The 12093-nt window shown below is 49.3% G+C and carries 16 protein-coding genes; 9 read left to right on the top strand and 7 right to left on the bottom strand.

Annotated features, from left to right (window positions below; genetic code table 11):
- The first annotated feature begins 7 nt into the window (after window positions 1-7).
- A complete protein-coding gene (locus tag BLW37_RS18695) occupies window positions 8-148 on the top strand; it encodes a hypothetical protein (RefSeq protein WP_171907526.1) in 141 nt (46 codons plus the stop codon).
- A 130-nt stretch (window positions 149-278) separates the two neighbouring features.
- Here the strand turns inward: BLW37_RS18695 and BLW37_RS03320 are convergent, their stop codons facing one another.
- Both BLW37_RS03320 and BLW37_RS03315 read right to left on the bottom strand, forming a co-directional pair.
- Window positions 279-1505 (bottom strand): tyrosine-type recombinase/integrase, encoded by a 1227-nt coding sequence (locus tag BLW37_RS03320; protein WP_091339363.1) that lies wholly within the window; start codon window positions 1503-1505, stop codon window positions 279-281.
- 198 nt (window positions 1506-1703) lie between these two features.
- A complete protein-coding gene (locus tag BLW37_RS03315; RefSeq protein ID WP_091339361.1) occupies window positions 1704-2564 on the bottom strand; it encodes a YicC/YloC family endoribonuclease in 861 nt (286 codons plus the stop codon).
- 167 nt (window positions 2565-2731) lie between these two features.
- Here BLW37_RS03315 and rph point away from each other — a divergent pair, with 167 nt between their 5' ends.
- From rph to BLW37_RS03300, 3 genes are all read left to right on the top strand, one after another.
- Complete coding sequence (gene rph, locus BLW37_RS03310; protein WP_091339358.1) at window positions 2732-3445, top strand: ribonuclease PH; 714 nt, start codon at window positions 2732-2734, stop codon at window positions 3443-3445.
- A 10-nt stretch (window positions 3446-3455) separates the two neighbouring features.
- Window positions 3456-4100 (top strand): orotate phosphoribosyltransferase, encoded by a 645-nt coding sequence (pyrE, locus tag BLW37_RS03305; protein WP_091339356.1) that lies wholly within the window; start codon window positions 3456-3458, stop codon window positions 4098-4100.
- Between the two features lie 103 nt (window positions 4101-4203).
- Window positions 4204-4584, top strand: a complete 381-nt coding sequence (locus tag BLW37_RS03300) for a diacylglycerol kinase (protein ID WP_091339353.1) — start codon at window positions 4204-4206, stop codon at window positions 4582-4584.
- A 256-nt stretch (window positions 4585-4840) separates the two neighbouring features.
- Here BLW37_RS03300 and BLW37_RS03295 read toward each other — a convergent pair whose 3' ends face one another.
- From BLW37_RS03295 to coaBC, 5 genes are all read right to left on the bottom strand, one after another.
- Complete coding sequence (locus tag BLW37_RS03295; RefSeq protein ID WP_091339350.1) at window positions 4841-5242, bottom strand: pyrophosphohydrolase domain-containing protein; 402 nt, start codon at window positions 5240-5242, stop codon at window positions 4841-4843.
- A 24-nt stretch (window positions 5243-5266) separates the two neighbouring features.
- Complete coding sequence (locus tag BLW37_RS03290; RefSeq protein WP_139243650.1) at window positions 5267-6334, bottom strand: hypothetical protein; 1068 nt, start codon at window positions 6332-6334, stop codon at window positions 5267-5269.
- Window positions 6309-7097, bottom strand: a complete 789-nt coding sequence (locus BLW37_RS03285) for a radical SAM family protein (RefSeq protein WP_139243649.1) — start codon at window positions 7095-7097, stop codon at window positions 6309-6311. The genes BLW37_RS03290 and BLW37_RS03285 overlap by 26 nt, the downstream gene beginning before the upstream one ends.
- A 175-nt stretch (window positions 7098-7272) precedes the next feature.
- Entirely contained in the window at window positions 7273-8031 is a 759-nt protein-coding gene (locus BLW37_RS03280) for a class I SAM-dependent methyltransferase (RefSeq protein ID WP_091339340.1), read from the bottom strand.
- 42 nt (window positions 8032-8073) lie between these two features.
- Window positions 8074-9315: a bifunctional phosphopantothenoylcysteine decarboxylase/phosphopantothenate--cysteine ligase CoaBC gene (gene coaBC, locus BLW37_RS03275; protein WP_091339336.1), complete on the bottom strand. Its 1242-nt coding sequence runs from the start codon at window positions 9313-9315 to the stop codon at window positions 8074-8076.
- A 107-nt stretch (window positions 9316-9422) separates the two neighbouring features.
- Here coaBC and radC point away from each other — a divergent pair, with 107 nt between their 5' ends.
- The 5 genes from radC (at window position 9423) to mutM (ending at window position 12093) form a co-directional block, all read left to right on the top strand.
- Entirely contained in the window at window positions 9423-10097 is a 675-nt protein-coding gene (radC, locus tag BLW37_RS03270; protein WP_091339334.1) for a RadC family protein, read from the top strand.
- A gap of 188 nt (window positions 10098-10285) precedes the next feature.
- The gene (rpmB, locus tag BLW37_RS03265; RefSeq protein ID WP_091339331.1) at window positions 10286-10522 is read left to right on the top strand and encodes a 50S ribosomal protein L28; all 237 of its coding nucleotides are present in this window, start codon (window positions 10286-10288) and stop codon (window positions 10520-10522) included.
- An 11-nt stretch (window positions 10523-10533) separates the two neighbouring features.
- Entirely contained in the window at window positions 10534-10689 is a 156-nt protein-coding gene (rpmG, locus tag BLW37_RS03260; RefSeq protein WP_008219722.1) for a 50S ribosomal protein L33, read from the top strand.
- Between the two features lie 124 nt (window positions 10690-10813).
- On the top strand, window positions 10814-11284 hold the full coding sequence (locus tag BLW37_RS03255) for a hypothetical protein (RefSeq protein WP_091339328.1): 471 nt from the start codon (window positions 10814-10816) through the stop codon (window positions 11282-11284).
- Complete coding sequence (mutM, locus tag BLW37_RS03250; protein WP_091339325.1) at window positions 11284-12093, top strand: bifunctional DNA-formamidopyrimidine glycosylase/DNA-(apurinic or apyrimidinic site) lyase; 810 nt, start codon at window positions 11284-11286, stop codon at window positions 12091-12093. The genes BLW37_RS03255 and mutM overlap by 1 nt, the downstream gene beginning before the upstream one ends.

The following is a 12093-nucleotide window of genomic DNA, read 5'->3' as shown; positions in this document are numbered from 1 at the left end:
AGACATTATGAGCAGAACACCAAATGATGATCGAAGTGACAGCATGAATCCAAATAATGACGCCTACTGGGATAGTCTGGACAACCATGCGAATCAACTAAACCCCAACAACGATGAATACCAAGGTTATGATTATGATGAGGATTAAACTAAGGTAAGTACGCATCTGCAGCACAAGGAGTCACAATGCTTTTTGTGCTGCAATCTTTGGCACACAACCAGCTAATGCTCAGAGCTTCGGTACCGATACAGCAGACAACTAATCGACTCATCCAAGATTAATCGCTATTGCTTTGAATTAAACTTTCCAAATGCCCTGACAATCTCTCCAAAGCCTCCTTCCGCTCCTCAAAATAATCATGCTGATTGTAAATGCCTTCAACGCCTCTAAGCTTATGGTTTAAACAGCGCTCAGCCACATGACCCGGCACGCCCAATTGCGCCAGCAGGGTGCGGCAGGTGCGGCGTAGATCGTGCACAGTGAAGTGTGCGATATCACCCATTTTGTTGGGTGGCTGTTTCTTTTTGCCAGCTTCATGGCCAAACAGCTTGGTGATGGCCCGGTTCAGGGTATCTGGTCCCATAAACGGGCGTTTGCTGCTGCGCCGGTTGGGAAACACATAGGGCGCCCCTGCAGCCCTGATCTGCAATTCTTTAAACCAATGGATGCACAACTCTGGCAGTGGGATACTGATGCCCACACCGGATTTGCTGCGCTCCTTTGGTAACTCCCACACTCCCGCCTCTAAATCGATCTCTTGCCAACTGGCTTCTGTTAGTTCGCTTTTGCGCACGCCCAGCGTGAGCAGCAGTGCACAGGCCAGGTAATTCTCTCTGGCAAAACTATCCTTGTTTTCCCGAAAAACTTCAAACACCCGTGTTAGTTCTGCCATGCTGAGCGCTCGATCCTTGCTTTGCTCTACGCCGCCGGCATCGCTGACCGTAAAGGCGCTGGCTGGGTTGGCACCCACCACATCCAGTTTTATGGCGTGGTTAAACAGTTGCTTTAAATAGAGCAGGGCATCATTGGCGATGGTGGGCCGGCCTGAATTGGTGATGGTTTCAATGATGTACTGGATGTCCCGCGCTACCACTTTGCTGGGAGCGGCAGTGCCAATATGCGGTGCTATGTCTTTGAGGTACACCCGCTCAGGAATATTTGGGTGTTTCAGGCGTTTGATATTGCCTTTATGCCAGTCTGCAAATAAGTCGTCGACAGTTTGCAGTTTATGCTGCTTGGCGCGTTGTTTCAGAAACAGCGGATCCACCTTTTCTACCACCAGGTGTTTTTTTTGCGTGACGGCCTCGGCCCGTGCTTCCGACAGTGACATATGAGCACATTGGCCTAATGTCATTTCCCGACGCTTGCTGCTGGCCGTATAGCGCAGAAACCAAAACGATTTACCTGATTTAGGTACGCATAGGTAAAGGCCCTCTCCATCTGCGTACCGGCCAGGCTTACCCTTGATTAAGGATTCAACTTTCTTTGCAGTCAGGCTACCCATAGTCCCTCTCAAATCAGTCAGTTACACGCAGGTAATCTTACCCACCACTAAGCATCTGAGATAGTCTAGCATACTCACCACTTTACCCACCAGTCATGCTTGGCTTTCGGTGGGTGAAGGTGGATTTGTGTGGACTACGATTTAACTTAAGTTATTGATATTTATTTTGTAATGTACTTTTATGGATGCCGGTAGACGTTACTCAATATTCTGGATCTGCTCCCGCATCTGTTCAATCAGCACCTTAAGCTCCACCGCAGCATTGGTGATCTCGGTGCTGATGGATTTGGACGACAGAGTGTTGGCCTCGCGGTTGAATTCCTGCATCATAAAATCCAAGCGCCGGCCGCAGGCGCCGCCTTTTTTTAAGGTATGGCGGCTTTCTTTGATATGGGCTTCCAGCCTATCCAGCTCTTCGGCTACATCGGATTTTTGTGCCAAAAAGGCCATTTCCTGCTCCAGCCGGCTTTGATCCAGCTCGCTTTGAATGTCTTTTAACCGGTTGGTGATGCGATCGCGCTGCCACTGCATGGCAACGGGCAGGTGGGCGCGCACAGTGGTAACGTGTTCGCTGATTTGGCTTAAGCGGCTTTCAATCAGCTCGGCCATGGCTTTGCCTTCGCGCGCCCGACTGGCGATAAAGTCAGTCAGTGCCAGTTGGAAGCCTTCGAGCAAGTCGCTTTGCACTGCATCCAAATCGGCCTGAGGGGTATCCATCACGCCTGGCCAGCGCATTACGTCCATAATATTGAGCTGAGCACCGTTGGCCTGGCTTTGCAGCGCATTGGCATGGTTAATCAACTGGCTGGCCAGCTGCTGGTTGATCTGCAGCTCGGTGACAGCTTCGTTGATGCTGTAGCGCAGGCTGACTTCGATTTTGCCGCGCTGTAGCTGCTGGCGCAGGGTTTCGCGCAACTTGGTTTCCAGGCTACGGAACTGCTCTGGCAAACGGAAAAAGGTTTCCAGATAGCGCTGATTAACGGAGCGAATTTCCCACTGGGCATTGCCCCAGTCGGCCTGAATGTCGTGACGGGCAAAAGCGGTCATGCTGTGGATCATCGGGCGGCTTCCCAAATACTTAGAAAAACTAAGTATACCCGAATGCAGCGCAGCTGAACAATTGCCGGGCATTTGCTGCCAAAGCTGCGGCCTTAGGTGCAACTTGAGCGCTATTGGGTATAATAGGGCCACTTTTTAATGCCTACTCATCCAGCAGGAGAGATGCCATGCGTCCCAGCGGCCGAACCGCCAGTCAGATCCGCCCTTTAACCTTTACCCGTCAGTTTACCGCCCATGCCGAAGGCTCGGTGCTGGTGGAGTTTGGCAATACCAAAGTAATTTGCACCGCCAGTGTGGTGGAAGGGGTGCCACGCTTTATGAAAGGCCAGGGCAAAGGCTGGGTCACCGCTGAGTACGGCATGCTGCCACGTGCTACCCATACCCGCAACGATCGGGAAGCGGCCCGTGGCAAGCAAAGCGGCCGCACCATGGAAATTCAGCGACTGATTGGCCGGGCTCTGCGCACGGCGGTGGATTTAAAGCTGCTGGGTGAGAACACCATCACCATCGACTGCGATGTGATCCAGGCCGATGGTGGCACCCGCACCGCTTCAATTTCCGGTGCTTGCGTGGCACTGGTGGATGCGCTGAACTTTATGCGCGGCAAAGGCATCATCAAAACCAATCCACTGAAGTACATGGTCGCCGCAGTCTCAGTCGGCGTCTTTAAAGGCACCGCGGTGGCCGACTTGGATTACGACGAAGACTCCAACGCCGAAACCGACATGAATGTGGTGATGACCGAAACCGGCAAGCTGATTGAAGTGCAGGGCACCGCCGAAGCCGAGCCTTTTAGCTTTGACGAAATGCAGGAGATGATGGAGCTGGCGCGCCATGCCATTCGCGATATCGTCGATGAGCAAAAGCGGGTGTTGGCGTAAGGAGTTTGGGATGAAAGACTTTCAGCGTGAGTTTATTGAATTTGCTCTGTCGCGTCAGGTGCTGAAGTTTGGCCAGTTTACCTTGAAGTCCGGCCGCATCAGCCCGTACTTTTTCAATGCTGGTTTGTTTAATACCGGTGGCGATTTGGCCAAGCTGGGCCGTTTTTATGCCGCGGCACTGCAGGACAGTGGCATTGAGTTTGATCTGCTGTTTGGCCCGGCCTACAAAGGCATTCCGATTGCCACCACCACAGCGGTGGCGCTGGCCGATCACTACCAGCGCGACCTGCCGTACTGCTTTAACCGCAAAGAAGCCAAAACCCATGGCGAAGGTGGCAGTTTGGTTGGCGCACCCTTGCAAGGCCGGGTGATGTTGGTGGACGATGTGATCACCGCCGGCACCGCCATTCGTGAGTCGATGCAGATCATCGCCACCGCTGGCGCGACCTTAACGGGCGTGCTGATTGCGCTCGACCGGCAAGAGCGTGGCAAGGCTGAGCTGTCGGCGATCCAGGAAGTCGAGCGCGACTTTAGCACCCAGGTGATTTCCATCATTAACCTGACGGATTTGATCAGTTACCTGGCCGATCAACCGCAAATGGCAGAGCATCTGGCAGCGGTGCAGGCCTATCGCGCTGAATACGGCGTGGTGTAAGCGGTTGTTTGCACTGTCATTCGGTGTTCATCTGGGCGCTGTAAGCTGAGTCCGATTAAGGCTTACAGCACTGCGTCAGAGCAGACTTTTTCAAGGGAAAGCCATGCAAAAACCAAATGGTCAGGGACTGGGCCGGGTGATCAAAGCGGCCAAATGCTCGATGCAGGGCTTTGCCGCCACCTGGCGCCATGAGGCGGCGTTTCGCCAGGAAGCCGTGCTGGCGATCCTGTCGGTACCCCTAGCAGCCTGGCTGGCGCAGAGCTTTCTGCAGTTTGTGCTCTTGATTGGCGTCTGGTGTCTGGTACTGATTGTTGAGCTTTTGAACTCGGCGATTGAAACCCTGACCGATCGGGTCAGCCTGGAGCGGCACGAGCTATCGGGCCGGGCCAAGGATATGGGCTCGGCGGCGGTGTTTTTAAGCCTGGTCTTGGTTACTTTGGTGTGGGGCAGTGCGCTCTACAGCCGGTTTTGGGGGGTGAACTAGGGCCTGATTACGGGCCTCAATCCTAGTTTAGGGTTGTTGTTTGAACAGTTGTCGTTACCCTCCGAGGGGCGCTTAGACGCGCATATAGACCTGTGATTGGGCCCCTCATGCCAGGAAAAACCGCGCTTTATTTTGGCGCGCAAAGTCGATGGCTTACACCAAAGATTTTGGCGTCGCATACTTGTTACGGGCTAGTACCCACCACCTTTCAGGATGGGCACAAACTGAACCAGATTAGTATGTCTATTTTCTGAGTCTAGCCTAGATTTTGATTGATTTGCTTTCTGATTTCCTCTGAAATCAATGGTTCGGGATCTAACCAACCACTAGGCTTAATAATTTTACCATCACCATTCATTCTTGGTTTGCCATCAGGCCATAACTTCGTCATGTTAGCGTTGTGTACTATATCAAATAGTTTTCCAGGTCTCACACCAGTTTCAACTAGTGTACCAAGAGCAAAATAGATCAAATCTATCATTGCATCCGATTGTGACTCTATGGATTCTGCCTCTAAAAACTCATTTATCTCTTCAAGCATCCATTTATAACGTTTATGCTTCCTCTCAGCAGGCATCAAAGTTGGGGAATCAGATATAGGGTGTGAGAAAGCCTGGTGGAATTCATGTACCTTCAGCCAGCTATCGTCCAAAATCATCTTAGAGTCCTATCATTTGTTTGGTTATCGAAGTAATTTATTATTTTTTGCATACTCTAGCATAAATTCTATCTTTTTGTCTTTCTCTCTTTCGTCGCTGGTTATGGTAAGTTCATGCAAATTCCCTTTTAAGCTTTCATCAAGATCAAATAGCCTGTGGATTCTAAGATTATTTGAACTAAATTTAGCTTCGATCTCATCAGGACTAATGTTAATATCAGCCCTGAATATAACATAAACATCAGTTATTCTTTTTATCTTATCTTCTAGTCCATTCTTTGAAATGAAATTATTGAACATGTTGGCAGTTTCTATAAGTGTCGAACCACCGGAACAATTGCAATCAATAATAGCTCCATGCAACTGATTCCCGTCTTGTAACCTGGCTTTAAGCGAACTATAGCCTTCAAAATTACTGCCAATAATAAAGCTGTTATTATTATCTTTAACTCTAGAGCTATCATTTTCTGGCTTGGAAGCAATGAAGGTTGCATTGCATAGCTCAGAAAAGTTCTTTCCTAGCAAGGTGTTTCCCATTTTCGGTGTTATTATAAAGTTTATAATGTCTACCTCATTTATAATCGATGCATATTTGAGATAGAGTAACATCGACATTAGTTGTAAACTCGTGTACTGATGTGATGCTTCCATGGTCTTTATGTAATAGTTTGAGCTAGATGGGGTATTTTTACCATATACGACCGGATGAGGAAACTTATGAGTGTGTTCAGACAAGAGGCGAAAAGCCATAATTCGTGCTTGAGTGATGTCAATCTTTAATGTGCCATTTCGAGTGAGAGGTGTGTAGACGGAGTTATTTTTGTAAAACGTGTTGTCAGCCCCAATGTACTTAATGGTATGCTCAGTTGCGATTTTCGCTATATCACTATGAATGTTTCCATATATGATCTTAGAATATTTCCAGTTTCTGAACCAGCCATTTGCAATGATCAGTGATTTTGCACTTTGAATCGCCAGAACGATGACTATGAAAACAAGCATTAAGTCACTAACTACGTCATTAATTAATACGGTATAGCTGTTACTTTGTTGTGAACTGCTCATCTCAATTCCCATATTTAATAATGTCATTGATCAAACTTAGATCACTCTCAAAGAACTTACCACCCTTAGAAAGGATACTTTTTTGTATCTTGTGTTTTTTCTCGCCTTCGCTATATACTTTCACTTTCAGATCTTTATTAAGCCAGTCTATGCTTTTAGTAGTTATAAAACCGGGATATTCGCTCAATACAGATTTGCCGAAGGAAGTTGACTCATCTATGTAAAGGTCACCGAGCATAAATCTATCACAATATTTTATTGTATGTTCTACAATCCTAAGATACTCATCCAGGCTGATGAAAGGCAAGATTGGCTTTATATTTACACCTGTTGGAATGCTACTTTCTGCAAGCCTAAGTAGGTTTTCAATTCTATCTTCGAATCCCGCGCAGCCCTTCTCGTATAGTGCTATGCTATTAATATTTGTTATTGAGATACCGACTTTAATGAAGCCACTAGATTCATTAAGAATCTCATTTATTTCGGTTATCATATTTAAGTCTTTATTTGACAGTCTCTTCTTAGTCGAATAGCTCACTACTACTTGCTTTTCCACTTTTGTTATCCTGTCTAGTGTTCTAACGAGATCATTAGAAAGAAAAATTTCTGAATCGCAAGAGGGGTAAATAACCCTCGGCCCAGATATTATGGATTCTTCAGTATGTAGTTCCTGCAAGGAGCCCAAATCATCGCTGAAATTAGGGAGTGTGGCGAAACAATAAGAGCATTCGAAAGGGCAGCTTTTAGCACTTGTGTAAAAATAGCGATCATTTTCGTTTATATTTTTCATACTCTTACCAAAATATACTGTATTTTAGGGGGCATCCGGACTACTCTTAGTTCAATCCGGTTTGCTTATAATCTAAACACAAGCTATATTGACCGGCGACCCTGGACCCATTTAATCTGAAAAATGCTCTGCTCAATCATGTTTCAGTTTTTACTATTTAAAATCAAGTTGTTATTTACTTATCATCTAACGACTTGTTGGCTGATAATATACTAACTGTGCTTTGAGAAATGTATGAAGCCCAGTGTTTAGCCATGGCATCATCTGCATCGCCATGTTGCATGTTCCGGAGTTTGTGCCAAGTGACATTGTACATTCCAGATTCTCTCAGAGATAGTTCATACGTGTTAAGATGAAAATGCCGGTGTGTGAAGTTAAATAACTCATTCCCTTCTGAATCATAGTGAGTTCTTCTAATTGTACAGGAATCATGGACAACACCATCTACGCATTCAACAGCAACTCCGAAGCTTTTTGAATCTTTAATCGGCTTAACAGGATTTTCATTCAGACCTATGAATAGCCCACCGGGCTTTAGGTTTAGTGATATATGTTTACAGTATTTCTTAAGGTCATCAATTGATGGAGCATAATGCAAAAAAAAATTTCCTATGATTATGTCAAACGGATCAATGTGCTTTATATCACAGGCATTAGCATTAATATATTTGATTACGGTTTGATGACCAGATAATTCAATTGCCTTATCTATTTGATCTTTTGAAATGTCAACAGCGACAACCTTGCTTGGATTAAGCTTTGAAATAACTCTACTAAAAGAACCATCCCCACATGCTAAATCAAGCACGGATTTACCTGTAAAACTTGGAATCAGCTTTAAAAGCGAAGGATAGAAAATTTTGTCACGACTACCCCTCCTGCTTGCGTCCTTAGAGTAAGCAGAAGCGGGTTTATTGAATTGAGCTTCATCCATATGATGCAAATGCCATTTTGATTACAGATTATTAATATAGAGTTACTGTCGCTTTTGTGTCAATTTATTTGCTATAAGCTCTATTATGGCGTGAGCTATAGAAATCTTAGGCTGGCGCTCCAGCGCGAGTTCGCCCCCCTGCCAGTAAGCGGTGATGGCATTGTGTTCGCTGTGAAACCCTTGCTCTTTTGAAGACACATCGTTGGCACAAATCAGATCCAGCTTTTTGCGCTGCAGTTTGTCCTTGGCATAATTGGCCAGGTTTTCGGTTTCTGCAGCAAAGCCAACGGTGAAAGGGCGCTGATAAGTCAGGGCCGCAACATCGGCAATGATATCCGGGTTTTTCACCAGCGTCAGTGTCAGTTCGTCGTTGCTGCTGGTTTTTTTCATTTTCTGCTCGGCGACCTCGGCCACCCGGTAATCGGCAACGGCGGCGCAGCCAATAAAAATGTCGGCTGCACTGGCGCGCTGCATCACCGCCGTGTGCATCTGCTGCGCTGATTGCACATCAATACGCTCGACGCCGGCCGGGGTTGCCAGATTAACCGGGCCGGTGACCAGCTGCACCCTGGCACCGGCTTTGGCGGCGGCTTCGGCCAGCGCAAAGCCCATTTTGCCGGAGCTGTGGTTGCTTAGAAAGCGTACCGGATCGATGGCCTCGCGGGTAGGTCCAGCGGTTATTAGTACGGTTTTGCCGCTAAGTGCTGGCAGCCTGGAGGCCTGCAGTTGCTCCAGTGCTGCCACCAGCTCTAATGGCTCCAACATCCGGCCCGGGCCGACATCACCACAGGCTTGTTCGCCGGCAGCCGGGCCTGCAATGTGAAATTTTCGTTCTTTGAGTGTTGCTATGTTGTGCTTGGTTGCGCTATTTTTATACATCTGCTGGTTCATCGCGGGCGCTATCATTACCGGGGCCGCGCTTGCCAGCACACAGGTGGTGAGTAAATCGTTGGCCAGGCCGTGGGCCAGCCGGGCAATCAGATCAGCGCTGGCAGGGGCAATCACGATACAACTGGCCCATTTCGCCAGCTCGATATGGCCCATCGCTGCTTCTGCGGCTGGGTCCAGCAGGCTGGAGCTGACCGGGTTACCAGACAGCGCTTGCAAGGTCAGTGGGGTAATAAAGTGGCTGCCGCCTTCGGTCAGGATCACCCGTACTTCGGCACCGCGCTCTTTGAAGCGCCGGATCAGATCAGCACTTTTATAGGCGGCGATGCCGCCGCTGATGCCCAGTAAGATCCGCTGGCCGCTTAGCGTTGTTTGAGCACTAAGAGTAGTTTGCATGCTGTGATGTCCGTTGGCTGAAATTCGTGTTCTTTCGCGCTAAAGATAGCATGAAATGCCAGCATACTTCAGCTGCTAAAGATGCTTTTCACAGACAAGGAGTAAGGATGGCAATCAGGGATTGGCCTGCTGAGGAGCGGCCCAGAGAAAAGTTGTTGCAACGCGGGGCTGCTGCTTTGTCGGATGCTGAATTACTGGCGATCTTTTTGCGCACCGGCTTGCCGGGCATGTCGGCCGTGGAGCTGGCGCGCAGTTTACTGGCCGACTTTGGTTCGTTAAAAACCCTGCTGCAAGCGCCGCTGCCGCGCTTTTGTGAAGGTAAGGGCCTCGGCATGGCCAAGTATGTTCAGCTGCAGGCGGTGATGGAATTAAGCCAGCGCTGTTTGCAGCAAAGTCTGCAGCACGAAGCGGTTTTTACCGAGCCTGCCCTGGTGAAGCGGTACTTAAGCCTGCAACTGGGAAGCGAAAGCCGTGAGGTATTTCAGGTGCTCTATCTGGATAATCAGCACCGGCTGCTTAAATCCGAGCCACTGTTTTATGGCACCATTGATGCCTCACCGGTGTATCCGCGGGTGGTGGTACAGCAGGCACTTAAGTACAATGCCGCTGCGCTGATCCTGGCTCACAACCACCCTTCCGGGGTGGCTGAACCAAGCCGGGCGGATCGCAGCATTACCAGCCGGATCCAGCAGGCTTTGCAGCTGGTGGATATCCGGGTGCTCGATCATCTGGTGGTTGGCGATGGCGAGGTGGTTTCCTTCGCGGAGCGTGGCTGGATCTAGCCGGATCCTGAATCGGATCTGCGATCGTACTAAATTGCTGCAAACGAGTGGATCACGGATGAATTTGCTTGAATTCGGACCACCTTTCGTGTATAAATTGCGCCCTCTTACGTTTTCAGAGCCGCCTTCCTTGGCCAGAAGGCAGATAAAACGCTCGAGCAAGCAGTTATTTTTTGGAGAGATACGACATGTCAAAAGTATGCCAAGTGACCGGCAAACGACCTATTACTGGTAATAACAGGTCTCATGCCAACAACGCAACCAAGCGCCGTTTCCTGCCGAACCTGCAAACGCATCGTTTCTGGGTTGAAAGTGAAAATCGTTTCGTCAAACTGCGCCTGTCTACCAAAGGCATGCGTATTATTGATAAGAATGGCATCGATTCAGTTTTGGCTGATCTGCGTGCCAAAGGTCTGAAAGTTTAAGGATTACGACGATGCGTGATAAAATTCGTTTAGTATCATCTGCAGGCACTGGTTTCTTCTACACCACCACGAAGAACAAGCGCACCATGCCTGAAAAGATGGAAATTAAAAAGTTTGATCCTAAAGTGCGTAAGCACGTGATTTTCAAAGAAGCGAAAATCAAGTAATCAAACGTTCTGAAAGAACCCGGCCTGGCCGGGTTTTTTTCTGCCTGCAATTTGTCGCTGTTACCTGAAGTCTGTGCTGCTGTGGTAGACTTTTCGTCATTCACCGTGATGCAGGGTTTTTCTTATGCTGCCAAAACTTTCCCGTCGGGCCTGGAACAATGTACTGATCTTTGCGGTGCTGTTGCTGATGTTTTTGCTGTATGGCACACCGCAGCGGCTGGCCGATTTAAAGCACCGCAATACCAGCTTGCTGGGCGATCAGCAGTTGCTGAGCATTGAGTTTGTCAATGCGCGCATTAGCCGTTCACCGCAAGGTTGGCAACTGGCACCGGCCCGGCCGGATCGGCAGCCTTTGGTGGACCGCACCCTGGCCATCTGGCAGCAGCAATTGCTGGCTGATGGTGAGCGCAGTGTGTCGCCGCTGCCGGAACCATTAACCCAGGCCCAGCTGGTGTTGGCAGGCCAGGGCGAGCCGATTATCTGGGTGCTGTCGTTGTCGGAGCAACAGTTTTACCTCAGCCCTTCCCATCGTCGTTTGTATTACCCGGTATCGGCAGCCGAAGCAGAGCTGTTGTTTCCGGCGGAGTTTCGTTGATGCCTGAATTACCTGAAGTCGAAGTATCCTGCCTGGGTATTCGTCCCCATCTGCAGGGTCAACTGTTGCAGCGTGTGGTGGTGCGTCAGCGTCAGCTGCGCTGGCCGGTGCCGGACGAAGTGATGGCGTTAAAAGATGAGCCCATTCAGGCGGTATCGCGCCGGGCCAAGTACCTGCTGATTGAACTGGCTGACGGCTGCGTCTTGCTGCATTTGGGCATGTCTGGCCACGTAAAGGTGCTGCCGCGGGACACGCCAGCTGGCAAACACGATCATGTCGATTTTGTGCTCGGTAGCGGTCAGCTGCTGCGCCTGAACGATACCCGCCGTTTTGGCGCGGTGCTTTGGCAAGGTGCTGGCGAAGCGCACGTACTGCTGAGTCAGCTTGGGCCTGAACCGTTAACCGAGGCTTTTAACACTGAGCTTTTGTGGCAGCAATGCCAAAAACGCAGCAGTGCCATCAAGCTGGTGCTGATGGACAACAAAGTGGTGGTTGGGGTAGGTAATATCTACGCCAATGAAGCCTTGTTCAAGGCGGGTATTTTACCAAGCCGTCCGGCGAAGTCCTTGTCTGTAGACGACTGCGAGCGTCTGGTGCAGGAAGTAAAGCACACCCTGGCTCAAGCCATTGCTCAGGGGGGGACGACCTTGCGGGACTTTAGCCAGTCCGATGGCAAGCCTGGCTACTTTAAACAGGAGCTGTTGGTGTATGGCCGGGGTGGCCTGCCGTGTATGCGTTGTGGCGCGCAGTTAGAGGAAATCCGCTTAGGACAGCGCAGCACGGTGTTTTGCCAGAGTTGCCAGCGCTAA

This window comes from Alkalimonas amylolytica, from assembly GCF_900107845.1.
Classification (GTDB): Bacteria; Pseudomonadota; Gammaproteobacteria; order Enterobacterales; family Alteromonadaceae; genus Alkalimonas; species Alkalimonas amylolytica.
Note: the sequence above shows the minus strand (reverse complement) of the source record. Positions and strands in the feature narration are given on the sequence as shown.